General features: G+C 32.3%; 24 protein-coding genes. 4 read left to right on the top strand and 20 right to left on the bottom strand.

Going from position 1 to position 25,408, the window contains the following annotated elements; all coding sequences use genetic code 11:
• Nucleotides 1-34: 34 nt before the first annotated feature.
• Nucleotides 35-544 (bottom strand): peptidoglycan-binding protein LysM, encoded by a 510-nt coding sequence (gene lysM / locus TD29_RS06805; RefSeq protein WP_040279740.1) that lies wholly within the window; start codon nt 542-544, stop codon nt 35-37.
• 271 nt (nt 545-815) lie between these two features.
• Entirely contained in the window at nt 816-1,766 is a 951-nt protein-coding gene (locus tag TD29_RS06800; RefSeq protein ID WP_040279739.1) for a hypothetical protein, read from the bottom strand.
• 278 nt (nt 1,767-2,044) lie between these two features.
• Between TD29_RS06800 and TD29_RS06795 the strand changes: the two genes are divergently transcribed.
• Nucleotides 2,045-3,046 carry an NAD(P)H-dependent glycerol-3-phosphate dehydrogenase gene (locus TD29_RS06795; protein ID WP_040279738.1) on the top strand — a complete coding sequence of 334 codons (1,002 nt, stop codon included), beginning with the start codon at nt 2,045-2,047 and terminating at the stop codon, nt 3,044-3,046.
• A 35-nt stretch (nt 3,047-3,081) separates the two neighbouring features.
• Here the strand turns inward: TD29_RS06795 and TD29_RS06790 are convergent, their stop codons facing one another.
• From TD29_RS06790 to TD29_RS06755, 8 genes are all read right to left on the bottom strand, one after another.
• Entirely contained in the window at nt 3,082-3,477 is a 396-nt protein-coding gene (locus TD29_RS06790; protein WP_040279737.1) for a hypothetical protein, read from the bottom strand.
• An 85-nt stretch (nt 3,478-3,562) separates the two neighbouring features.
• Complete coding sequence (locus TD29_RS06785) at nt 3,563-4,123, bottom strand: carboxymuconolactone decarboxylase family protein (RefSeq protein ID WP_052467003.1); 561 nt, start codon at nt 4,121-4,123, stop codon at nt 3,563-3,565.
• Between the two features lie 34 nt (nt 4,124-4,157).
• A complete protein-coding gene (locus TD29_RS06780; protein ID WP_040279746.1) occupies nt 4,158-5,579 on the bottom strand; it encodes an efflux transporter outer membrane subunit in 1,422 nt (473 codons plus the stop codon).
• 4 nt (nt 5,580-5,583) lie between these two features.
• Nucleotides 5,584-8,721 carry an efflux RND transporter permease subunit gene (locus tag TD29_RS06775; RefSeq protein ID WP_040279736.1) on the bottom strand — a complete coding sequence of 1,046 codons (3,138 nt, stop codon included), beginning with the start codon at nt 8,719-8,721 and terminating at the stop codon, nt 5,584-5,586.
• A 22-nt stretch (nt 8,722-8,743) separates the two neighbouring features.
• Complete coding sequence (locus TD29_RS06770; RefSeq protein WP_040279735.1) at nt 8,744-9,883, bottom strand: efflux RND transporter periplasmic adaptor subunit; 1,140 nt, start codon at nt 9,881-9,883, stop codon at nt 8,744-8,746.
• 4 nt (nt 9,884-9,887) lie between these two features.
• Nucleotides 9,888-10,388 (bottom strand): GbsR/MarR family transcriptional regulator, encoded by a 501-nt coding sequence (locus tag TD29_RS06765; RefSeq protein WP_040279734.1) that lies wholly within the window; start codon nt 10,386-10,388, stop codon nt 9,888-9,890.
• A gap of 171 nt (nt 10,389-10,559) precedes the next feature.
• Complete coding sequence (pheS, locus tag TD29_RS06760; RefSeq protein ID WP_040279733.1) at nt 10,560-11,579, bottom strand: phenylalanine--tRNA ligase subunit alpha; 1,020 nt, start codon at nt 11,577-11,579, stop codon at nt 10,560-10,562.
• A 125-nt stretch (nt 11,580-11,704) separates the two neighbouring features.
• Nucleotides 11,705-12,061: a hypothetical protein gene (locus TD29_RS06755; RefSeq protein ID WP_040279732.1), complete on the bottom strand. Its 357-nt coding sequence runs from the start codon at nt 12,059-12,061 to the stop codon at nt 11,705-11,707.
• 133 nt (nt 12,062-12,194) lie between these two features.
• Between TD29_RS06755 and TD29_RS06750 the strand changes: the two genes are divergently transcribed.
• Nucleotides 12,195-12,710, top strand: a complete 516-nt coding sequence (locus TD29_RS06750; protein ID WP_040279731.1) for a CvpA family protein — start codon at nt 12,195-12,197, stop codon at nt 12,708-12,710.
• Between the two features lie 25 nt (nt 12,711-12,735).
• Here the strand turns inward: TD29_RS06750 and TD29_RS06745 are convergent, their stop codons facing one another.
• The 9 genes from TD29_RS06745 to TD29_RS06705 form a co-directional block, all read right to left on the bottom strand.
• Nucleotides 12,736-13,362: a carbonic anhydrase gene (locus TD29_RS06745; protein WP_040279730.1), complete on the bottom strand. Its 627-nt coding sequence runs from the start codon at nt 13,360-13,362 to the stop codon at nt 12,736-12,738.
• 10 nt (nt 13,363-13,372) lie between these two features.
• On the bottom strand, nt 13,373-15,235 hold the full coding sequence (locus tag TD29_RS06740; protein ID WP_040279729.1) for a SulP family inorganic anion transporter: 1,863 nt from the start codon (nt 15,233-15,235) through the stop codon (nt 13,373-13,375).
• A gap of 441 nt (nt 15,236-15,676) precedes the next feature.
• Nucleotides 15,677-16,303, bottom strand: coding sequence for a carbonic anhydrase family protein (locus tag TD29_RS06735; RefSeq protein ID WP_040279728.1), 627 nt, complete (start codon nt 16,301-16,303; stop codon nt 15,677-15,679).
• A gap of 31 nt (nt 16,304-16,334) precedes the next feature.
• Nucleotides 16,335-17,138 (bottom strand): universal stress protein, encoded by an 804-nt coding sequence (locus tag TD29_RS06730; RefSeq protein ID WP_040279727.1) that lies wholly within the window; start codon nt 17,136-17,138, stop codon nt 16,335-16,337.
• 6 nt (nt 17,139-17,144) lie between these two features.
• Complete coding sequence (locus TD29_RS06725) at nt 17,145-18,737, bottom strand: SulP family inorganic anion transporter (protein WP_040279726.1); 1,593 nt, start codon at nt 18,735-18,737, stop codon at nt 17,145-17,147.
• A gap of 90 nt (nt 18,738-18,827) precedes the next feature.
• Nucleotides 18,828-19,109, bottom strand: a complete 282-nt coding sequence (locus tag TD29_RS06720) for a hypothetical protein (RefSeq protein ID WP_052467002.1) — start codon at nt 19,107-19,109, stop codon at nt 18,828-18,830.
• A 59-nt stretch (nt 19,110-19,168) separates the two neighbouring features.
• Complete coding sequence (locus TD29_RS06715; protein WP_040279724.1) at nt 19,169-19,927, bottom strand: tetratricopeptide repeat protein; 759 nt, start codon at nt 19,925-19,927, stop codon at nt 19,169-19,171.
• A gap of 2 nt (nt 19,928-19,929) precedes the next feature.
• Nucleotides 19,930-21,705: a BatD family protein gene (locus tag TD29_RS06710; protein WP_040279723.1), complete on the bottom strand. Its 1,776-nt coding sequence runs from the start codon at nt 21,703-21,705 to the stop codon at nt 19,930-19,932.
• A gap of 54 nt (nt 21,706-21,759) precedes the next feature.
• Nucleotides 21,760-22,590 carry a tetratricopeptide repeat protein gene (locus TD29_RS06705; protein ID WP_040279722.1) on the bottom strand — a complete coding sequence of 277 codons (831 nt, stop codon included), beginning with the start codon at nt 22,588-22,590 and terminating at the stop codon, nt 21,760-21,762.
• A gap of 347 nt (nt 22,591-22,937) precedes the next feature.
• Here TD29_RS06705 and TD29_RS06700 point away from each other — a divergent pair, with 347 nt between their 5' ends.
• Nucleotides 22,938-23,723 (top strand): hypothetical protein, encoded by a 786-nt coding sequence (locus TD29_RS06700; protein WP_040279721.1) that lies wholly within the window; start codon nt 22,938-22,940, stop codon nt 23,721-23,723.
• A 115-nt stretch (nt 23,724-23,838) separates the two neighbouring features.
• Nucleotides 23,839-24,303, top strand: a complete 465-nt coding sequence (locus TD29_RS06695) for a hypothetical protein (RefSeq protein WP_040279720.1) — start codon at nt 23,839-23,841, stop codon at nt 24,301-24,303.
• A gap of 60 nt (nt 24,304-24,363) precedes the next feature.
• Here the strand turns inward: TD29_RS06695 and TD29_RS06690 are convergent, their stop codons facing one another.
• Nucleotides 24,364-25,407, bottom strand: coding sequence for a vWA domain-containing protein (locus TD29_RS06690; RefSeq protein ID WP_040279719.1), 1,044 nt, complete (start codon nt 25,405-25,407; stop codon nt 24,364-24,366).
• Nucleotide 25,408 lies beyond the last annotated feature (1 nt).

The raw sequence follows: 25,408 nt of genomic DNA, 5'->3' as shown, positions 1-25,408 counted from the left end.
TTGTGCTTTTTTAAGTTTTTAAGCTGTGTTATACTTAATCCAAATTTGGAATACGTAACACTTGACCAACATAAATTTTATCAGGATGTGATAACATTGGTTTGTTAGCTTCAAAAATTTGCGGATATTTCATAGCATCTCCATAATAGTGTTTTGCTATTTTTCCCAAAGTATCTCCACTTACTACAGCATGAAATTGTGCTTCTGGCTTTGGGTTTTCAACCGTCATTTGATCATCTACTTGCGAAATTCCTGCAGTATTACCTACTACTAAAACTACTTTTTCTTTGGTGGCTTGATCATATGCTTTACCAGATACTTTTGCCATATCATCGTCTATAAACACGCTTAAGTTTTCTACTTGTAATTGTAAGTCTGTAATTGTTTCTTCTAAATTTCTTGCTGCTGCTTCTTCTAATTTAAGTTCTGCTGCATCTGCTTCTCTAGTTGCTTTTGCTTTTGCTTCAGCTGCTTCCTCTTCTGTTGTTTTTCCTATTCCGAAGACTTTAGCGCCTGCATTTTTAATAAATGAAAATAATCCCATAGTTCTTTTTAGTTTTTGTAAACTGTTGTTTGAGTGGATATTTCCGAAGAAAATTCTCAAGAGCTCACGTTAATGTTATAGTTATAAAGTTGGCGAAAATCTTTTATAAATACAATTAATATGATTATTAAGACTATCACTTTCCCTTAATATTGTGACTCATATAATTTAAAAAAGTCACATTTCCGAAGACATAAATGATATTAAAAGAAAACGTCCAACTCAATTAAATGAGTTGGACGATTCTAGAAACTAAATAACCAACCAAAATTTAGCTCCTAGTGTTTTCTCTTGGGTTATCTTTTTTAGCAGTTTTCTGCTTACGTTTTTTTAACTGTTTACTACCATCTATTCGTTTGCCTGACGTATCTGTTTCTCTTAAAAATTGAATATATCCTCGTCCTGTAAATTCATATACGGTTTGAGATGAAGGATGAAATAATTCTATCCTTTGATCATTAATAACGCTCAATTCGAAGTATTCATTGTTGAAGAAATCATAATCTAGTGTTAATGTTTTTAAGTACATATTACCACTTACATCACCAACTCCATAAATTCCTGTGTAATCCCAATAAATATTATTTGGATTGCCAATATTTGAATCTTGAGAAGATCTAAACTCTGAGTCGTTTCCACCAGCTAAAAACTGCAAATAGTTTTCGTTATCAAATTCATTTATTGCTCCAAATTGACTTGTATATGTTTTTTCCCATGCTTCATATTCTTGTAAGAAATAATGAATGTTATCATAAAACACATAGTCATAATCAAACGTGTTTCTCTGATATCCATGTAAAAAATACGAGGTGTCGTTAAATGGATTATATAATTCTATGGTGTTATTATCAATTTGGTATACATCAAAACTTTCGTACCCATCAATATCATGATTAATATCTAAAATCATATCATAAGTATCATAAACTCCAACGTCAATACCAAAGCCATTGCCTTGATTACCAAAGCCAACTAAATTATTATTTGCATACACAACTCCGTTTCTAAATGATAGTGTAAATGCGATATTTAAGAAAGGTGTTTCTCCGTTTCCTAATGTTTGATTGAGATCAACATACCACAACTCGTAAGAGCCTAATAACTGATTTAAAGAAATACCTTGATTGTTATTGTAATCATTTACGATTACTTCATCTGTATAACACGAGGTAAATAATGTTGCTGTTAAAGCAAAGCCTAAAAGTAGTTTGATTGTTTTCATTTGTTCGTTTTTTTAAAAACTAATTGTCAAATGGAATTCACACAAGTTTTAAAAATCTAGCTTTCAATAGTGAGATTTCTAAATTTTGCGTTTATTTCATAAAGTTGTGTTTTTTGATTTATGTATTATAATATTCAAAACGCGTGCCAAAAATTAAATTCTCTATATTTTCTCTTCGGAAAACAATAGTAAAATGCTTACTTTTGGATGTATAACAAAGTTTCCGCTTTTACTTGTATTGAGCAAGTCGAAGTGCGTAAATTTAAAGAAAAATTTAAATGAATCAACCATTAAAATATGCCGTATTTGGAGCAGGAAGTTGGGCCACAGCAATTGTAAAAATGCTGAGCGAAAACTTAGATGAAATAGGCTGGTATATGCGCAGTGTTTACACTAAGGAACATTTACTTAAAGAACAACATAACCCAAGTTATTTGAGCTCTGTTGAATTTCATACTGAGCAACTCAAATTGAGTAATGACATTAATGAACTTGCAATATGGGCAGATGTTTTAATTTTTGTAATCCCTTCTGCCTTTATTCATGCTGAGTTAGAAAAACTCACTGTAGATATTTCTAACAAAACAATTGTATCTGCAGTTAAAGGGATTATGCCAGAAACAGGAAAACTTGTAGGAGAGCAATTTCATGATGTATATAATATTCCTTTTGAAAATATTGCAGTGATAGCAGGACCTTGTCATGCCGAGGAGGTGGCTCTTGAGCGATTATCATATTTAACCATTTCTTGTGATGATGCTACAAAAGCTCAAAACATTGCAGATGCTTTATCTAGTGACTACATTAAAACGAAAATTAGTGATGATGTCATTGGGACTGAATATGCTGTAATGCTAAAAAACATTTATGCTATTGCTGCAGGTATTGCCCATGGTTTAGGTTATGGTGATAACTTTCAAAGTGTTTTGATGAGTAATGCCATTCGTGAAATGAAGCGTTTTATTAAAAAAATGCACAAGATGAAACGTAACATTAACAACTCGGCTTATTTAGGAGATTTACTAGTGACTGGTTATTCAACATTTTCTCGAAACAGAATGTTTGGAAACATGATAGGTAAGGGTTATACTGTAAAAAGTGCACAAATGGAAATGAACATGGTTGCTGAAGGTTATTATGCGACTAAAAGCGCACATGAACTCAATTTCAAAAACAAGAAAAAAACGCGATTACCTATTATAGATGCCGTTTATGATATTTTATATGAAGGAAAAGATGCTAAGAAAGTATTTAAGAAACTAACCGATAAGCTTGACTAGACCTTGGTGTTTAGTCGTTTTCCATTTACTCGCAACTACTTAACTAAAACCCCTTTTAATTGCATCAAAGGAATTGTTTGTAAAGCCTTGATATTAATTGTATTTTTTCTAAATAGATAGGTTTTATCACACATTTGAGTCCCTTCAAAAAAAGTAACTTTAAACGCATTATTAAGTTCTAATACAGGCTCTTGCATATATTCAATTTTAGCATAACTGCGTGCTGGTAATTTTGATATTGTATGACGCATTGGAGGCGTCATTTTTTCTTCGGAATAGCCTTGCGATACAATTAGTACTGTATCTAGGTCTACATCTTTATTGTTGATGATGTATGCATTCCAATCATTGGTTTTGTATTCTGGATGCTGTTCTTGAACCACTGCGACGAATACGTCTTCTACCTTGGGAATGTTGATGTCTTTTTTCATGTTTCAAAAATACAAATCTATTTAAAGTAGAAAAGCAGATTCTATCACTAAAATCTGCTTTTTGGTTATTGCTATTACTCAATATTTAATCTTCAATGTCTTTTCCAACTGCAAAAGGTTGCAACTCATCATTAATGATATTCTCTGTTATATGATTTATGTAATTACTAATTGTCTTTATTGAAATGCCTACAATAAGTTCCATTACATTTTCCGGAGAAAACCCTTGATCATAAAATGAAACTAAATCAATAGCCTCAATATTACCACGAGTTACAGTAATTTTTTGAGTTATCTCTACTAAAGCATTTAATCGTGCGTCTGGTACTGTTTTACCTTTTCTAACTGCATTTAAAATAGTAGATGACATACCATTTGCTTTAGACGCTCGTGTATGTGCTGCTGTACAATAATCGCAATTATTTACTACACTTACTGCTAACATTATTAAGTGCTGTTCACCCACAGTGAAACTTGTGTCTCCAAATATTTTAGATAAGTTAATATAGGCATCTAGTGCTGCAGGAGCTCCAGACATATATCTAAAAAGGTTTGGCAACATGCCATATTTTTTTTGTCCGTATTCTAAGTTTGTTTTGGCTTCCTCTGGAGCACTTTCTATAGTATGTTTTACAAATTGTTTCATATTTTTTTTTAAAATAAATTATTAGAATAGTAAATTATCTCCAGCCTCCACCAAGCGCTTCGTACAAATCTACAATAGTTACTAATTGTTGAAGTTTACTATCAATTACATTAAGCTCTGCGTTTAATGCGCTTTCTCTAGCCGTTAATAAGTCTAAATAATTTGCGTACCCGTTTTTTAGCAAGACTTCAGAGTTACTTTCAGCTTGACGTAAAGCTTCAACTTCATTCTTTCTGAATTCAAATTTTTTAGTTTCAGATTCATAAGAAAACATAGCATTTGACACCTCACTACCTGCTACTAACATGGTTTTTTTAAACTCTAGTAAAGATTGTTCCTGTTGAGCTATTGTAACTTCTCTTTGTGTTTTTAGTTTTCTCTGATTAAAAAGGGGCTGTGTAATACCACCAATAATATTTGCGAACAAAGAGTTGGCATTAAATAGATTATCGAGTTCTAAACTTTGAAGACCACCAGAGGCTGTTAATGTTAATGAAGGATATAAGTTGCTTTTAGCCACATTAGTTAATTCAAAAGATTGGATTAAATTATACTCGGCCGCCATAACATCTGGTCTATTACTTAATAATTTTGCTGGCACACCAATTGTAATATCTTGTGTAATATTTTGAGTATCTAGACTGCTTCTTTCAAACTGTTGAGGTGACTTTCCTAATAAAATACTTAGTGTATTTTCAGTTTTAAAAATTGCAGTTTCAATGTCAACTTGCAAAGCTTTTGCGTTATTGTATTGAGCTATATTTTGATCTACTGCAACTTGAGTCACTTGACCTGCATCTTTTAACGATGTTATGGTCTCTACACTACTTTTTCTAGTCACAATAGTTTGCTTAGTCACTTCTAATTGAGCATCTAAGGCTAATAAATTGTAATAGGTATTTGCAATACTAGAAATTAACTGTGTTTTTACAGCTTGATGACCTGCTACACTTTGCAAATAAGCAGCTTGTGTTGCACGTTTATTACTTCTTATTTTACCCCAAATATCTGCTTCCCATGATAAATTTGCAGTTAAATCAAATTGATCTGTAGATCTATCGGTTAAAAAAGCACCAAATTGTGTGTTTTTAGATAGTTCTTGGTGAGTGACACCTGCACCAAGATCAACTGACGGTAAATAACCTGCTTTACCTTGTTTTGCATAAGCTTCTGCTGCTACCATTTGTTGTATAGCAATACGTACATCCATATTATTTTGAAGACCTTCTTCTATATATTGTTGAAGATATTGGTCTTTAAATAAATTTTTCCAGGACACATCTGCAATAGATACACTGTCTGTAGGTAAATTATCGGTTCTATAAAGTGCTTGTGTTTCAGCATCAAAATCTGGTCTTGCATAATCTTGCGCTACGAAACAACTTTGTAGTGTTAATGCAACAACTAGTATTAATGCGCCTTTACTAAAGTTTCTATGTTTTATTATTGATTTCATTGTTTTAATCTTCAATAGTTTGTACTGCTGGTTTACCCGAAACTTTTTCTTGTAACCATTGGAATAATATAAATAAGATAGGAATTACAAATACTCCTAGAATAGTACCAATTAACATTCCTCCTACTGCTCCAGAACCAATTGAGTTGTTTCCTTCTGAACCAACACCTGAAGCTAACGCTAGAGGCATTAATCCTAAAATAAAAGCGAACGAGGTCATTAAAATTGGACGCAAGCGTGATTTAGCGCCATCTATTGCTGCATCTACAATACTTTCACCATTTTGGCGTCTGGCCAAAGCAAATTCGACAATAAGTATGGCATTTTTAGCCAACAGACCTATAAGCATGATTAAGGCAATTTGAAAGTATATATTGTTTTCTAAGCCTAAAAATTTAGTCGATATATAAGCTCCAAAGACACCAAATGGTAATGAGAATATTACAGCAAATGGTAATAAGTAACTTTCGTATTGTGCACTTAATAAAAAGTATACAAACAGAATACTAAGTATAAATATAAACGTCGTTTGATTGCCTGCATTAACCTCTTCTCGTGTTAAACCTGAATATGCAACCGTATAATTACTTGGTAGCTTAGCGACTTCTTCCTCAATAACTCTAATGGCATCACCTGTACTAAAACCTTCGTTTGTAGCACCAGAAATCATTGTAGAATTAAATAAGTTAAAACGCGTTACCGATTGTGGTCCATACACACGCTCTAAGGTCACAAACTGTGTAATTGGTGTCATCTCACCAGAATCTGTACGTACATACATACTATTTAAAGCATCTTTATCTGCTCTATCTTCTGGCAACGCTTGAATGTATACTCTAAATTGTTTTCCAAATCTAGAAAAATCCGAAGCATAAATTCCACCAATATAACCTTGTAAGGTTGAAAATATACTACTTACAGACACACCTTTTTCTTTAGCTAATGGCACGTTAACCTCCATTTCATACTGTGGATAGCTAGTACTAAAAGATGATGTCGCGTATTTAATTTCTGGATGACTCATTAAAGCCATAGAGAAATCTTTATTAGCTTGATCTAAATCTGTAAACTCGCCACCAAATTTGTCTAACAAATTAATTTCAAAACCTGCTGAGTTACCAAAACCACGTATACTTGGAGGTGAAAAGAATATAATGTTAGCATCAGGTATTCCTGCTGCTACACCAAATAATTTTCCTGTTATCGCTTCTGCGGAAAGTGAAGCATCTTCACGCTCATCCCAATTTTTAAGTTTTATAATACCGAAACCAAAGTTACTACCTGCACCACTTATTAAACTCCTACCTTTAATAAAGTTTACAGCTTCAATACCTTCGATGTTTTCAATTTGAGCATATAATTTTCTTGCTACAGCATCTGTTCTATCTAATGAAGCTCCAGGCGGTAATTCAATATTAGCAAACACAATTCCTCTATCTTCATTTGGCACAAAACCTGTAGGAGTTGTAGTTGAAGCCCAGTAAATTCCAACTACCGCTATGATTAATAGTAATACTGAAACAAATTTTCTTTTGTATAAAAACTGAAGCGATTTCCCATACTTTTCAATAGTCGCATTAAATCCACGGTTGAATAATGTATAAAAACGTTTTAATGGTCCTTTTCCTTTTAATTCTTCATCATTTTTATGTTCTTTTAATAATAAAGCACATAATGCTGGACTTAAGGTTAAGGCATTTACAGCCGAAATTAAAATGGCTATAATTAAAGTGACACCAAATTGCTCATAGAATACTCCTGTTGGACCAGTTACAAATGTTACGGGAATAAATACTGCTGCCATAACTAATGTAATAGAAATAATAGCACCAGAAATCTCGTTCATAGCAGTAATGGTAGCCTTTTTCGGGTTGTGTTCACCTTCATCCATTTTAGCATGGACTGCCTCCACAACAACTATGGCATCATCTACTACAATACCAATGGCTAGAACTAAAGCAAATAGCGTCAATAAGTTAATAGAATACCCAAAAACATTCAAGAAAAAGAAGGTACCAATAATAGATACTGGCACTGCAATTGCAGGAATTAAAGTAGAACGAAAATCTTGTAAGAAGATAAATACTACTAAGAATACGAGTAAAAAGGCTTCTAATAAAGTCGTAATTACTTTATCAATTGAAGCATTTAAGAATAAACTAGTGTCATACGGTATAAAAAGATCTAAACCTTCAGGGAGATCTGATTTTACATCGTCTAAAGTAGACTTAATGTTTTCAATAATTTCTTGTGCGTTAGATCCTTTAGTTTGAAAAATTCCCATAAATACCGCTGGATTACCTTTACTCATGGCGTTCGATGCGTAAGATTGTGCATCTAACTCAATAGTTGCCACATCTTTTAAACGTAAGAACTCTCCATTCCCTAAAGCTTTAATAACAATATCACTGTATTGTGCTTCGTCTTTAAAACGACCACTATACGTTAAAGTGTATGAAAATGATTCACCATTATTTTCACCTAAAGATCCTGCTGCTGCTTCTAAGTTTTGTTCAGCTAAAGCTGCAGAAATATCTGAAGGGATTAAATTATAAGACGCTAATTTTTCGGGATTTAACCAAATACGCATCGCGTAATCTTGTTGTGAAAATACACTAACGTCACCAACACCACTAATACGTTGCATTGCTGGTATAACGTTAATTTTTAAGTAATTCTGGATGAATGTTGCGTCGTAATTTTCGCTTTCAGAATACATTGAAATAAACATTAATGCACTTGTTTCTTGCTTTTGCGTTACAACTCCTGTCTGGGTTACCTCTGAAGGTAATAATGGTGTAGCTCTAGCAACACGATTTTGAACGTTTACAGCTGCAATATCTGCATCTGTTTCTTGATCAAAATAAACTGTAATTTCGGCTGTCCCATTGTTTGATGCTGTAGATGTAATGTAAGTCATACCTTCTACACCATTAATTTGCTCCTCAATTGGTACAATTACACTCTCTAAAACGGTTTCTGCATTGGCACCTGTATAACTTGCTGTTACTTTAATTGTTGGTGGTGCAATATCGGGATATTCTTCTATTGGTAAGGTAGTTATACTAATTACACCTAGCATAACTATGATAATAGAGATTACTGTTGAAAGCACTGGTCTTTCAATAAATGTTTTTAACATGATAAATATGTTTGGTGGTTATTTAATTTCTAAATAATGTTGGAACTGGTTTAATAGCTTCCTCAAAAGAAGTGTCTTGAGGCGCAATTGCCATTCCGCTTTTTAATTTACCGATACCAGAAATTACAATCTTGTCGCTCGTGTTTAAACCAGAATCTACAACATATAAATTATCTACTGTACCTTTAATTTTTAAAATTGAAGTTTCAACTTTATTATTTTCTCCTAATTTGTAAATCATAACATTACCTTGCTGCTCGAAAGTTGCAGTTTGTGGCACAACGATGGCATCTTTATACTCTATTGGGAATTTTATTTTCCCACTGTTACCGTTGGTTAAAATTTCATTTGGATTATCAAAAGCGGCTCTAATTTGAATTGTACCTGTGCTTTGATTAATTTGTCCAGTACTGGTTTGAATACGTCCTTTTTCTGAATATTCTTTTCCATTTGCTAGAACTAAAGTTAAGTCTGGCGAGTTTTTAATACGTTCTGCTTTTGTTTTACCCTCTGAGCGTTGTAAATGATCTATATATTGTGCTTCATTAAAGCTAAAAAACGCATACACTTGATCTATTTCACTTACAGTAGTTAGAGCTGTTGCATCACTTGGGCTAATTAAAGCACCTTCTCTAAAATTAATTGAGCCAACATAACCATCTATAGGGCTTTTAATTGTTGCATATCCAATATTAGCAGAAACACCACTATAGTTAGCTTTGGCTTGTGCCAAATTTGCTTTAGCCGTTTCTAATTGTACTGGACTAATTATGTTTTTTTCTACTAGCGGAATTAATTTATCTACCTCTACTTGTGCAACATTTACTTGAGCTTTGGCTGCTCCAGCATCCTGACTTAACGATTGAGTTTCTAATTTAAATAACACCTGTCCTTTACGGACTTTTTGACCTTCATCAACGTAAACTTTTTCTATATAACCTGAGGTTTTTGCTCTTACATCACTATTAACTTTACCCTCAATAGTTGTAGGATATTCAGTATAACCAGTAACCGTTTTTGTTTGCAATTGTGCAACAGGAAAAGGTAAAGCTTGTTGCTGATTTGCTGTAACTGCTTGCGCATTTTCATTATCGTTACAGCTGGCTAAGGCTAGAAAGACAGTAGCTATGGTTAATATTGATATAATTTTTTTTGTTTTCATTATTTTAAAGGTTGAATTTATTTTTTATTAAGTTTTCTTTTAAAGTTTCGATTGATACTGAAGCATCTTTTACAAATTTTAGGTAGTCATTATGAAAGGTTAAATCGAACTTTTCATCTTCATCTATAATATGCTCGTTTATAGTTTCTTTATACGCCTTCATTTCTTTGTGAAGATTAGCAACTTCTTCCCATTCTTTAATCATTTCATTAATATGATGTAAAACAGAATCTTTATTAATGACAAAATATTTTTTACGATCTCCTGTTTTTGTGAAGTATTGAATCTTGTTTAAATCTTGTAAATGATTAAGATGTGTTGATATTGTACTTTTACTCGCGCATAATACTGTTACCATTTCTTCAAATGTGGTTCCTTTTTTACCTGTTAAAATGATATAAGCCAAAATACGTGCAGCAACTGGAGCTAATTGCTCTCTCTTTTCTAAATGAACACCTAGTTTTTCAACCAAACTCATTTTCTGTTTGCAGATTTCTTCTTTCATTATTAAATAATTTTAATTCTATTTTAGGAGCTAGGTTTTTAAAACCTAAATCTACTGCAAATTTAAAGCTTAGTTCGGAACAAACCGAACCAATCGAAGTTAAAGTGTTGTTAAATAAAAAAGCCAACTATTAACAGTTGGCTTAAAAATGTATGTATTTAATTATGTATGCTAAAGAGCAGATTTAAATTGTTCTAAGAATCGTACATCGTTTTCACTCAACAATCGTATATCACCAATTTGATGTAACAGCATTGCTATCCTATCGATACCAACACCAAATGCAAATCCTGAATACTCAGTAGGATCAATTTTGCAATTTTCTAATACGTTAGGATCTACCATACCACAGCCACCTATTTCTAACCAACCTGTACCTTTGGTTATTTTATAATCGGTTTCTGTTTCTAATCCCCAAAACACATCAATCTCAGCACTAGGTTCTGTAAACGGAAAGTATGATGGACGTAGACGAATTTTACTTTTCCCGAACATTTCTGTAGTAAAATATTGTAACGTTTGCTTTAAATCTGCAAAGCTTACATCTTTATCTATGTATAGGCCTTCTACTTGATGAAAAAAGCAGTGTGAACGTGCAGAAATTGCTTCGTTTCTAAATACTCTACCTGGTGAAATTGTACGAATTGGTGGTTTATTATTTTCCATGTAACGCACTTGCACCGAACTGGTGTGTGTACGCAATAAAATATCTGGATCTGTTTGAATGAAGAAGGTATCTTGCATATCTCTAGCAGGATGATACTCTGGCAAGTTTAATGCTGTAAAGTTATGCCAATCATCTTCAATTTCTGGGCCTTCACTAACATTAAAACCAATACGAGAAAAGATATCTATAATTTGATTTTTGACAATGGATATAGGATGACGTGCGCCAATCTCGATAGGTTCTCCTGGACGAGACAAATCTCCATAAACGCCTTTTACTTCCTCTTTACTTTCTAGTTCTTCCTTTAAGGCATTTACTTTTTCTTCGGCAGTATTTTTGAGTTTGTTTATTGTTTGACCAAATTCTTTTTTCTGCTCGTTTGCTACATTTTTAAACTCAGCAAAATAATCATTAAGTAATCCTTTTTTACCTAAATATTTTATACGAAAAGTTTCAACTTCTTCTTTTGATTGGGCTGTAAATGCTTCGGCTTCTGCGATGAGTTCTTTAATCTTGTCTATCATGTCTCCTTAAATGAATGGCAAATTTAACAATTTTATGTATTAATTACACCTTCTCTAATGAAGGTATATAATTTAATTTGAAATATAAACTTCTTTGAATGTTAGTAATACAGGGTAGACTTACGTTATTTAATAAATTCTGAATCTAAAAAATAATTAACAATAGCATCTTTCATTAAAACACTTTGTTCTCCTGCTTTAAGAGGTGGCAATTCTTCTTTTACTTTATAATGAGGCCAACCATCGTCATCTGCATAATCAAATTCGTAATATCCATAAGGTGCTAATAATTTACAAATAGCAATGTGCATTAAATCGAGCTTGTGATCCTTTTTAAATTTGCGATCTAACTGTCCTAATTCTTGCACACCAATTAGGTAAATGATTGCATCTAAGTCTAAAGGATCTCCATCTGAAAATGTTGCAGATAACTTTTCTACTACTAAATCCCAACGTTGTTTTAATTGTTCATCTCTTGCCATAGTTACATTTCCGAAGTTAAAAAAATCTCTTCCATTAGTTAATCGGCAAAGTTAATAAACTATAAGGTCTTGCGTTGCGTTATTATTTTAAAATGAGAAAAATTATGTACGTTTGTTAAAACTAACTTCCTCTATGGCAATTATTGATATTATTTTGGGTGCGCTTTTGCTTTTTGGCCTTATAAGAGGTGTGATGAAAGGTTTATTTGTTGAAGTTGCCTCGTTAGTAGCGCTTGTTGCTGGTATTTATGGAGCAATTCACTTTAGTAATTATGCGGCTGAATTTTTAGACAACAAACTTGATTGGGATGAGAAATACATTAATATTGTTGCCTTTGCGGTAACCTTTGTGGTTATTGTTTTAATTATTGCTCTAGCCGGAAAAGCTTTGACTAAACTTGCCGATTTTGCTGCTCTTGGAATTTTAAATAAATTATTAGGTGGTGTTTTTGGAGCACTTAAAATAGGATTGATATTAAGTATACTTCTTATTGTTTTTGATACTATGAATAATACGATACCTTTTGCTGATGAGGAAGATTTGGAAGATTCTATACTTTATAAACCTGTTAAGGGCTTAGCGCCTATGATTTTTCCTAGCATTTTAAATAAAGGCAAGGAGGATCCTGAGACTAACACTGAAGCATAACTAGTTGTTTTTGATAGATTAGATTTTAATCTAGATGGTAGATTTCCATGATATCTTTGAGATACTTTTCAAAATCTATGTTTAAGTCGATTAATTGCCCTGAATGCACATCAAACACCCAACCATGCACTTTTAAGCCTCGGTCTCGGTATGCTTTTTGTACTGCGGCAGTTTTAATTAAATTAACACATTGTTCTTTTACGTTGAGTTCTACTAAGCGATCGTATTTTTTATTATCATCTTCTATGTTATTAAGCTCATCGCGATGAAGTCTATATACATCTCTGATATTTCGTAACCAACCATTAAGCACACCTAAATCTGCTGATTGCATTGCTGCTTTAACGCCTCCACAAGCATAGTGCCCACACACTACTACGTGATTAACTTTCAAATGTGTTACAGCATATTCTATAACAGACATTGCATTTAAATCTGTACCTATTACCATATTAGCTATGTTTCTGTGTACAAAAACATCACCTGGACCAAGTCCCATTAAATCTTCGGCAGCAACTCTACTATCAGAGCATCCAATGTACAATAATTCTGGTGTTTGACCTTTTCCTAAGTTTTCAAAATAATTTGAATCTGAAGATAGCCTATCCTTAATCCATTTTTTATTGTTTTCGAATACGCTTTTTAAATTCATTTTATTGGATTTATATGGTATCGTTAACGTTATTCTTAACCCATTTGATACAAGATTTAAAATCTTTAAAAATATGTTTATTTGGTATAAAATCTGGGATGATATCAATACGCTCCATCATATACCTTGGTTGTTTTAAAAGCCCTACGAATAAAACCTCTACATTATTTTTTTTAAGCTCTTGAAGCATATCTTCCATCGCATAAAGACCCGATTGATCCATATATTGCATACGACCTAATCTCAGAATCACTGTTTTTGCTGTATTAGGGATTTGTTCTGTTAAGGCTTGAAAATCACTAGTTGAACCAAAAAATAATGGTCCTTTCACATGCTTTATAAATACTTCCTCTTTTAAATTTTCAGGAAAGCCTCCTTCATCTGCCCATGCCTCTTCTTTTAAAGATTTTACATCAGAGCGTTCGGCTGTTAAATCTCCAATTTTTTTCATAAACATTAACGACGCAATAACCAAACCTATTCCTACTGCATAAATTAAATCCCAAAATGTTGATAGTAATAACACTACAAGCATTATTAGCACTTCAGAACTTAACTTTAATGGTCCAATTTTGATGTCTTTAGGAAGACTAGGAATAGCTTTTAGTCCTTTATAATCCATAACACCAATTCCTACGGTTATCAAAATTCCTGCTAAAACTGCAGCCGGAATCTTTGAAGCGACATCGCTTAAAGCAAGCATTATTAATAATAACATAATACCAGCAATCATTCCAGATAACTTTGTTTTTCCTCCTGCATTAATATTCACAACTGTTCTAATTGTTGCACCTGCACCTGGAATTCCTCCAAAAATTGATGCGATACTATTACCAATACCTTGACCTATTAATTCTCGATTAGGCTTATGTTTAGTTTTAGTCATATTGTCTGCAACCACACTAGTTAATAACGAATCGATAGCTCCTAAGAGCGCTAAGGTCAACGCTGTAAAAACATAAGGTGTGACACTTCCTAAACTAAAACTAGTAAACATTTCTAATCTTGGAATTGGAATGCCACCTGGTATTTGTGAAATTGGTCTATACCCTAAATTGAAGCCATAAGCAATGCCAGACATAACTATTAAAGCAACTAATGTACTTGGTACCGCTGTTGTAATTCGTTTAAACCCATAAATAATGAAGATAGTTCCCAAGGCTAATATAAGTTCTAACCAATTAATATTTTTTAGAGCTCTTGGCAGTACTTTTATAGCTCCAACTGTACCAGAAGCCTCTTTAGCCGCTAAAGTTTGAGATTCATTTAAGATTTGATCTGGTGTAATTAGATTTGCACGATCTATAGTTTCTTTAAAGTTCTCAAGCACTAAAATACCTTCTCCAGCTTCTTCCTTTAGTATATTTTCAAGGATAACTTCTTCTGCTAGAGGTTTAAATTTCTCGACAAAAGCCTCATCTTCTTTTGGATAATAGCCTATTGATGGTAAAATTTGTGTTAAAAGAATGATAACTCCAATAGCTGTCATAAAACCTGATACGACCGGATAAGGAATATATCTAATATATTTTCCTAAGCCTAAAAAACCAAGCGCAATTTGCATAAGTCCAGCTAATAAAAACACAGTAAGAATAGCTGGTAACGCTTTTTCAACACTACCGTCATTTGCAGCTACAATACCTGCAATAATTACCATACTCACAGCCGTCATTGGTGCTGTAGGACCTGAAATTTGCGTAGCTGTTCCACCAAATAATGCTGCAAAAAAACTAATGAATATAGCGCCATACAAACCTGCCTCAGGGCCTAAACCAGAAGACACACCAAAGGCTAATGCTAGAGGCAAAGCTACAATCCCAGCGGTAATGCCTCCAAAGGCATCTCCTTTAATATTAGAAAATAAGTTCTTCATAGCTTAGTTTGGTATTATTGTTTTAGTATTTGTTCTAAGATACTTACATTTTTTAAATAACTACAAATGGAATTATATTATTTTAAACTCATAATAGGTTTTAAAATATGTGACAACTTTAACCCTATAAGAATCTAGAAGTTACAAAAAAAACACCACTACAAGCCCGAAACACTTTTAGTGATACCAACAGGATAAATAATGTAATTTGAAGAGCCTAATTATGATGTAAAGTGATTTATACATCAATCTTTGTAGGCAATTTAGATAAGCATTATTAGGAAATAACCGCAACTCAATACTGCTGTATTTCCTGCAAACGATTTTTAGAATGTTAAGATTGATTTATAGTAAACATTGGCAACACTATAAATAATAGTGCTGCCTTATGCTTTTAATTGTAACTAAGTTGACCTGTCCTTATCAATTTAGTGTGTTTTATTAATAAAACTCAACAGCACCAGTATTGATATCATACATAGCTCCTACAATTTTTATCTCACCATTTTTCTCCATCTCTGTTAATATTGGACTTTCAGCATGAATTCTATCTATAGTTAACTCTACATTCTTCTTTGAAACGTTATCAACAAATTCTAAATTTTTAGACGTTCTTAAGCTTTCATCTTTTGGTTCAACTACGGCATTTACAGCTGGATTTATTTTTTCAATTAATTTAGTAAGATTACCCATTTCTGCATGATCACAGGCTCCTTTAACCGCTCCACAACTAGTATGACCTAGAACGACAATTAATTTTGTTCCTGCCAATTTACATGCGAATTCCATACTTCCTAGTATGTCTTCATTTACAAAATTACCAGCTATTCTCACACTAAAAACATCGCCTAATCCTTGATCAAATACTAACTCTGCAGACACTCTTGAATCGATACAACTCAAAATCGTTGCAAATGGAAATTGTCCTTCACTCGTATCATTTACTTGTTCTAAAAGATTTCGGTTAGCTTTTAAGTTATCTTGAAATCTTTTATTTCCTTCTTTTAAAAACTGTAATGACTTTTCAGGTGTCATTGTTGCTTGTGTGTCTTTTGTATGTGCTTTCATGTACTTTGATTTATTAAATTAAAAATTTTATTTATGATGCTTCGGAAAGTAATAGTGAAACATTCAATTTATTTATGACTTCTTTTAACGATGTGTCATTCGTGCCTTTCTTATTATTTTCAACTCTATCTATGTATAATAAGTTAATATTATGTTTTAAAAGATATGAAGAAATTGTTGTCATGACATCAGCAGTTTGTTCAAAGACATATTCGATTGTTTTCTTTTCATCTGCATTAGGTATTTGAGTGGATTCATTTTGGTCATCAATAACTTTGAAAGATCTCAAAGGAGCATTAGCATATGCTAATAAATCTTTAGATAATTTGTTGTTATAAATATTATTAGAATCATTTAAAACACCTAACGTCATTTTTTTATTTGGCTCTAACGCATTCTCATTCGCAGAAATCATTATGATTCCTTTAAATTCTTTTAAGACAAACCTTGTAATACCATCACCTATAAGCTGAATAGGGCTAGACTCACGTTGTCCTATAACAATTATATCTGGAGTATTTTCCTTAAGATAATCTCGTATCTCTTCTTTAACGTTTCCAAAAGAATAATTACCTTTAATAGTTATATTATACTCTTTAGAAACAGAATTTATTAGAGTTTTAATTTTCTTTTCAGTATTGTTATGTTCTTCATTTAAGACTCTCAATGCAGATAATTGATTGTCGCTTTCTACAATATCAATGTGTTTTTTAACATGAAATAATTCAATTTCTGCATCTATCATTTTAGCTAAACTCACACCACTCTTTAAAGTTGAATAGGTCGTTTTCTTAAAATCTGAAAGAACTAATACTTTATATTTATTATTGTTCATATGATGCTAACTCAAACTAATGTTAGATTTAGGCCTTAGTTGAAAAAACTCGATAAAACTTGGAGGATTTTCAACAACACCTCGTTTTGAAATTAATTTAATATCAATATTCCTTTCATTAGCTTTAAAAGCAAAATCTTCAAGAATTTCAATAATATCATAATCTAGATATCTTGTTTTTCTTACATCAAATTCTAAATAAGTATCTCTTGGCAAACTGTCTAATTCCTTTAAAATAGCACCTTTATTGAAGAACGTCACCTCTTCTGCAAGTTCCATTTTAATTTTGTGTTTTCCGTTACTATTATCTTCAATATGAAGAAAGTGAGAGTTTTGGTAACTCTTTAATAATATTACCACGATACCAACAGCTAACCCTAAACCTATACCTACTAGTAAATCTGTAAAAACGATTCCAAATACCGTTACAAAAAATGGAACAGATTGTTTCCAACCAAGTTTATACATTTTCAAAAATAAAGCTGGTTTTGCTAGTTTATAACCTACGATTAATAAAATTGCGGCTAATACTGATAACGGTATTTTATTTAGTAATGCAGGGATTAAGATTACAGAAATTAACAATAAGAATCCATGTATAATTGCTGATAATTTACTTTTTCCCCCAGATTGAATATTAGCCGAACTTCTTACAATCACCTGTGTAATTGGAAGACCACCAACTAATCCTGATAAGATATTACCTGTACCTTGAGCTAATAACTCTCTATTTGTAGGAGTTACGTTTTTATCTGGATCTAACTTATCAGTAGCTTCAACACATAATAACGTTTCTAAACTTGCCACTAATGCAATGGTAAAAGCAACAACCCAAACCTCTGGATTAGTTATAGCACCAAAATTAGGAAAACTAAATTGACCAATAAATGAATCTAAACTATCTGGAACAGGAACACTAACTAAATGTGTATTAGCAATAGTAAGTGTCTCATTACCCTGTGTAACAACATAAAAAATGATTCCTACTACAACAGCAACCAAAGGACCTTGTATAATTTCAAAAAACTTACCTTTTTTAACTAATACATTACTCCATAGTAACAATATTCCTAGAGCAATAAACCCAACAACCATAGAACCTATAATAAGGTTATCAAAAATATGCCATATAGCAGAAAATGTATTTTCTCCAGAAGATTCTAGAAAACTGTCTGCTCCTTCTGGCTCTGCATCATATCCAAAAAAGTGAGGTATTTGTTTTAAAATAATGATAATACCAATACCTGTTAGCATTCCTTTAATTACTGATGACGGAAAATAATACCCAATAATTCCAGCTTTTAAAAAACCGAATATTAATTGAATAACACCACCTAAAACAACAGCTACTAAAAAGTTTTCATAACCTCCTAAAGTCCCAATTGCTGTTAATACAATTGCTGCTAAACCTGCGGCAGGTCCACTAACTCCTATTTTAGATCCACTTAAAGATCCTACTACAATTCCTCCAATAATTCCAGCAATTAATCCAGCAAAAAGAGGTGCTCCACTGGCTAAAGCAATACCTAAACATAGAGGTAAAGCCACAAAAAATACTACGACACTTGCAGGCAAGTCGTTTTTTAATGTTTTAAACATTTTATATAATGATTTTATACTATTGGTACGATATCCAATAGTTATTTTAATATTAATTTTGGGGACAATACATGTCGAACGAATACAATATTAAATAAAATCGGGTGGTGGAGAAATAATGTTTAAGTGCGGTTTTAGGTACTTCTTAAAGAAATAACCCAAGTTATCATTAACATTAGAGGTGACCGCATAGTCTTCCTCATTAAGCTCATTTAAAGGCATTACTTTTAGAGTTTCTTTTTCTTCCTCTTCAGTAATACTATAAAAGATTGAAATATCAATAGAATCATCTACTGCAATGATTATTGCTGGCGCTGTAATCAAGGCCACAAATAAACAAGAAAATAAAATTGCAATAGCTTTTCTACGCATTAAAATAAATTTGAAATGCAAATATAACACAACGAGGCTTTAGAAGTGTTAAAGAATTTTTAAAAATCTGTTACTATTTTTATGTCATCTGTAATAATCCATCCTGTTTTACCATTTGAAAGCTTAATTTTTTTCCAATTGGTAACAGTATCAATGACTTGAACCTTGGTACCTTCATGAAGTTTGAAGGCTTCAGCACTACGCAAATTAGGTTCGTTCTTTATTTGACTCTCTTGAGCAAACACAATAGCTATTTGATTTTTTTGATGTATATCATAACTATTAAATGCAAATCCTAACACGATACATGCAGCTATTAACGAGGTAACACTAGTAATGAATGCTATTCGTTTTTTTGATGTGCTTTGAGAAAAATAATACATTAAAAATAATACAACAAAAAGCACAACCAATGCAATAGATAATTTTGCCCAATCATCAAAAACCAGTGTAGAAGTGGCATTTTTAATCAATCTAGAAAATCCTACCTCTGGCACTGTTTCAATAGCATCAATGGTCATATTTTTAGCATAAGCTATATTATTTAAAATATCCTTATCATTAGGTTTCAACAATAACGCCTTTTCATAATAATAGATGCTAGGAGCTACATGGTTTAATTTATAATGTGCATTTGCTATATTATAATACAACTCGGCAGAATGTTGGCCTTGATCTAAAATAGTTGTGTATTTACGTAAAGCTTCGGTGTAGTTTCCTTCATTATACAAGGTATTGGCTTGCTCAAAGGCTGTGTTATTTTGAGCAAAGGATCCTGTACCAAATAGAAATATAAATATGTAAAATATAGGTTTCATCTCTATTGTATCTCTTTATCTATTATTGAAATTGTCGACGCAGCTTTATCGTAATCTTGTTGCATTTCTACAGTAGTAATTGGTGTATATCGTGCCAATTCACAATGCTCTAAAATGCTAATAAATTCTTTTACTGTGACCTCATTAACCTGTCTCTCAATTAAAATATTTTCAATTTTATCTTTACTGAAATCACTCGTTTCAATCTGTAATTTCGCTTTCAGATAATTATGTAATGCTCTTTCAAGTGCAATGTAAAATGCTTCTTTATTACCTAAAGCTTTTTTGGCTTCACTTAAATATTTTCTCGCTAGCTTATCTGCTTTTCTGATTTTATTTCCGAAGACATCTGCATTACGTTTTTCTTTTTCTCTACGAAAAACAATAGCTAACGGAATTAACAATAATGGCGACAACAACGAAGTCCAAAACCCAGTAGATTTAAAGAAATCGTTTGAAGCAATTGGTTTTAAATTCGCCTTTGTTTTTACAAATGCAAATTGGTCACTCGTTAATGTTTTGCTTGTAGTATCACCATTGGAAGTTGCTAAATGATCATCACCTGCCGATGTGTTTATAGGACCTTCAATCACATCAATAATAATCTCACCAGAAGTCACACGCTTATACGTTTCGGTTTTTAGATCAAAATAAGAGAATGAAACACTTGAAATAGGATATTTACCTTTATATTGTGGTACGATAGTATAGCTATCTGAAATTGATCCTTGCATACCACCTAAATACGTTTTAACGGCTTCATTATGCTCAGGCTCATAAACCTCTAGAGAACTTGGCAAAGTTAATTTAGGTAATTGAAAGAGCTTTAAGTTTCCTTTACCAGTTACTTGTACTGTAGCTCGTAAACTTTCCGAAGCATTAAGTTCAGATTTTGATGTCAACACATTAAACTTAAAATCGCCAACTGCGCCTGTAAAATCATCTGGTTTTCCTTCTTCTGGTAATGCCTTTACATTAATAGTTCTACTTCCTGCAGATACTGTTCGGTTGGTTTGAGCCATATGCATACCACCAAAAATATCTCTACGATTAGTTGGCACCTCTACAGTAACATCTAGTTTTAAAGGTTCTATTTCTAATTTACCCGATTTTTGCGGATACAACACTGTTTTTCTCAGCACAACATAACGATAATCTTCACCTTTATAGGTTCCATTTTGAATTCTCAACCCTTTGGTATCAATCTTCTGACTCCAAAAATCATTATATCTTGGGTTTTCGACCTCTCTCCAATTACTCACACCTGTATTTTGCGAAACATAAAGCTTATAAACCACAGTAATAGCTTCATTTAGATAAGGATTCTCATTAGAAACCTCAGCAACTAAATGAATATTCTCAGACGCAACACCATCAACATTATAAGGATCGTTAGGTCGTTTTACAGCTTTTGTTACTTGTACTGTAACAGCATCTGTTTTGTAGGTTTTTCCTTCAATTTCAATGCTCGCACTATTAATTTTAAATCGTCCTTGCTTTTGTGGAGCTAAAAAATAACTATAGGTTTTTGCGTAAGAATGCGCACCATTAAGCCATGAATTACTAACCGATGTATTTGGCCCTCCAATAACTTGAAAATTTTTAAAGTTTGGAGCTTCAAAATTATCACCATCCTTGTTCATGGTAAAATCAACACGGAGACGTTCGTTTTGACCTAATTTAGTTTTACTTACTTTAGCTTCAAATTTAATTTGCGCAAAGGTCATACTCGCTGTGAGCATGATTAATATTATTGATATGTGTTTTATGAGTTTCATCTCAATTTTTTCTTCGGAAATGTTATGATTTTACTTTAATCTTTCTTCTAAAGACTACCAATCCTTCTCGGTTTTAACCTTAGCACCTTTTTGTTTCTCAGCATTCATTTTCTCCTGTACTTTTTGTTCTTGATTATTCATAGCTTCTAACAAGTTTTTAATTTGCTGAGGCGATAATTGTCCTGGTTGTGGCTTAGGCTTGCCTTCTTCTTTTTTATCCTCTTGCTTATCACCTTTACCATCATCTTTTTCATCTTTAGGCTTCCCGTCTTCATCCTTTTGATCTTCACCGTCTTTTTTATCTTGGTCGCCTTCATCTTTAGGATCATCCTTTTTCTCGTCTTCCTTTTTGTCTTCGTTCTTGTCTTCGTTTTCTTTATCCTCGTCGTTTTTCTCTTCCTCTTTATCTTGATCTTGCTTTTGTTGTGCCGCACATTCTTGTGCTATAGCAAGATTGTAACGGGTTTCATCATCGGTTGGATCGTTACGCAAGGCACTTTTGTAAGCTTCTACTGCTTCTTGGCATAACTCTTCTTTCATTAATACATTACCAATATTGTGATAGGCTTTGTGCTTTTCTATTTTGGAGGTGGCGTTTTTGGCTGCTTCAGTATGACGATATAAGGCTTCTTCATAATTGCCTTTGTCGTAATAGGTGTTTCCTAAGTTGTAGGATCCTGCAACTACAGATGGCGCTTGAGAAATCGCTTTTCTATACTCCATCTCTGCATTGATATAATTATCTGCATCAATGAGCTCATTGCCTTCATAGACATAGTTTTTAGCAGTTTCTAAAGCTAATTGCCTCTCCTTTTCTTTGTCTTTATCTTGTGCAAAAGATAAGCTAGAGATTAGAATACATATGTAAGTTATATAAATTTTCATAAGCTTTATAGTTTACTATACTGTCAATTAAACATGAGTAAAACGCTTAGCAAGATATAAAACTAGTGGAATTGATATAGTTAAAGAATTTATAAAATATTATATGGGTTGGTGTTGGCAAAAATATGGTTAATTTACAAAATAATTTGGCTTGTTCAACCCTTGTTATAGTTGCAGACTACGTAAAAACCGTAACTCAAAACCGTTTTTAAGCCAAATTTTAACAAACGCTTTAATACATATTTGTAGTATATATTCTATATTTAGAAATAATTCTCCCTCGCTTGAAAGTTGATTTTGATTAATAGCAAATCATCAAATATTAACTTAAACTATTTATAACTCTTATGAGAAATTATTTGAATAATAATGCTTGTAGTGATGAGGCTAAGGAAAATGTACTTGAAGATCTCGAAACATACAATGAAGCTGATGTCGATAATTTTAGTGTAGATCTTTTAACTCATGAGTGTACCAAACTTTTAGTAAGAGATGATATAATTGGAACTGGTGATCCTGTAAATGCTAGTCTTATAAATATTATTCGAAATACATTTAACTCAGATGATAATGTTACTTTAGCATTTAGAAATACTAGTAATCTTCCTGTAGGCGCAAGTGCATCTACTGATTTTGATACTAATACAAATATTAATTCTGGCATTTACAGCATAATAGTATCATTCAATGATTCTTACTTAAATAATAATCCTACTAAATTATCTATTGCCTTAACAGCGATTCATGAAATGGTACATGCAAAATTGATGTATGCGCATCTCAATGGGACATTATTAACAGAATACCCGAGTTTCACTGACTTAAATAATAAGTTTACCACTTTCCTTGCTGATAGAACAGAAGCTAATGCATTAGTATTAGAAAAATCAATGCATGAATCAATGGTAATTTTAATTGGAACAATGTCGTATTCTCTTTATAAATATGCAAAGCATAAAGGAATGGATAACGTTACTGAACAATATTGTAAGGAAATAACAAAAGGCTCTTTTTATGAAACTCCTTCTGCTATGCAACTAATTAATACTGGTGAAAGTACACCTGAACAATTAAGAGATAAATTTATTAACGAACAAGATAATACAACAGATGCTAAAGGAGACGATTGCTAAACTATTGCTGATATTAATTATTTTTTGTTTTTCTTCATGTAATGAAATTAAGAATGACGACATACATTTAGCGGAATTAATATTAAGTGATTATGATACTAACGACTTAATTACTATGAGTAATCAATCTAACAATAAAGATGCTATTAGTTTTTTTAAGAATCGAAATACTAAAGAGCGAACATTTAAACATGCTAATAAAGATGGCTCTAAACTAAAGATTGATGATAGTTTATTTTACAAATTTGACACTATAATTAAATCGCCTAGACAAGTTAAAAACAATAATTATTTAATAAGAGGCAAAGGAATTGATTTAAAAGTTGAAAGGTTTTTAAAAGATAGTTTTAACTATAAACTTGATTCAATATTTTGGAAAATTGACATGAGTAAGTTTAGATTATCTACTAAAAGGATGGAAAATCAAATTACAATTTCAAAGCCTGTTTATAATCTCGACAAAAATAAAGCAATTATCTTTAGAACAATCAATTCTAATAATTCTTTGGATAAAAAGATTTATTTTTTAAGAAAAAAAGATGAAGGATGGAAAGTGATATATACAGAGTCTAATCATTAAAAAAAACCTCTTTTCTAGTTTGGAAAGAGGTTTTGTGTTTATAAAATTTCCGAAGCAACCCTAAAAATTCTCATTAAACAAATTCAATCTTTTCAACCAACCTGTTTTTCGTTCTAAGAAGAAAATATCTAAGAATAAAAAGAAGATACCAAAGCCTAAAAACCATTGAAACTGGTCTTTATAATCTGCAAATTCTTTGGCTTCAAATTCGGTTTTATCCATCTTATTGAGGATGTCTTTTATCTCTTTAATAACGTCTGCAGTGTTGTTTCCATTGATGTATGCACCATTGGCTTCATCTGCGATATCTTTTAACGTTTCCTCGTTGAGTTTTGTGATAACGGTTTCGCCTTGATTGTCTTTTTTGTAGTTGAGTAAAATACCATTTCGCTTAATTGGGATTCGACCACCTTTTACATCGCCAACACCAATGGTAAAAATTCTAATCCCTTCGTCACTAGCTTCTTCTGCAATATTGCTTGCTACTTCTGTATGATCTTCACCATCTGAAATGATAATCAACACACGATTGGTTTGCTCCTCATCATCAAAATACGTTTTTGCTAATTCAATGGCTTCACTAATGGCAGTCCCTTGAGAGGAGAGCATATCAGTATTCATGTTATTGAGAAACATTTTTGCAGATGCATAGTCTGTAGTAATTGGTAATTGCGGAAATGCCTTGCCTGCATAAGCAATAATCCCAACACGATCACTAGCTAAATTATTGATGATTTGTGTTACTAATTGCTTAGACTTTTCTAATCTATTTGGCGCGATGTCTTCGGCCAACATACTTTTAGAGACATCAACTGCAAATACAATATCAACACCTTGACGTTTTACAGTTTCTAGCTTTGTTCCAATTTTTGGGTTGACTAATGCAATTGCAAAACAGGCAACAGCTAAACACAAGACAACAATTTTTAAAATAGATTTAAACAACGACTGGTTAGGACTCAATCGTTTTAATAATTTAGCGTTGGCAAAACGTTTTTGCGTTCTATGTTTCCAAAATTGAAGTATAGCAAATAGCAGGACAACTACTGGAATTGCCAGTAATATCCAAAACCAAACTTTTTCTTCTAATTGAAAATCAAACATT

This window comes from Psychroserpens damuponensis, from assembly GCF_000826655.1.
Taxonomy (GTDB): Bacteria; Bacteroidota; Bacteroidia; order Flavobacteriales; family Flavobacteriaceae; genus Psychroserpens; species Psychroserpens damuponensis.
This window is presented reverse-complemented; position numbering and strand designations above follow the sequence as displayed.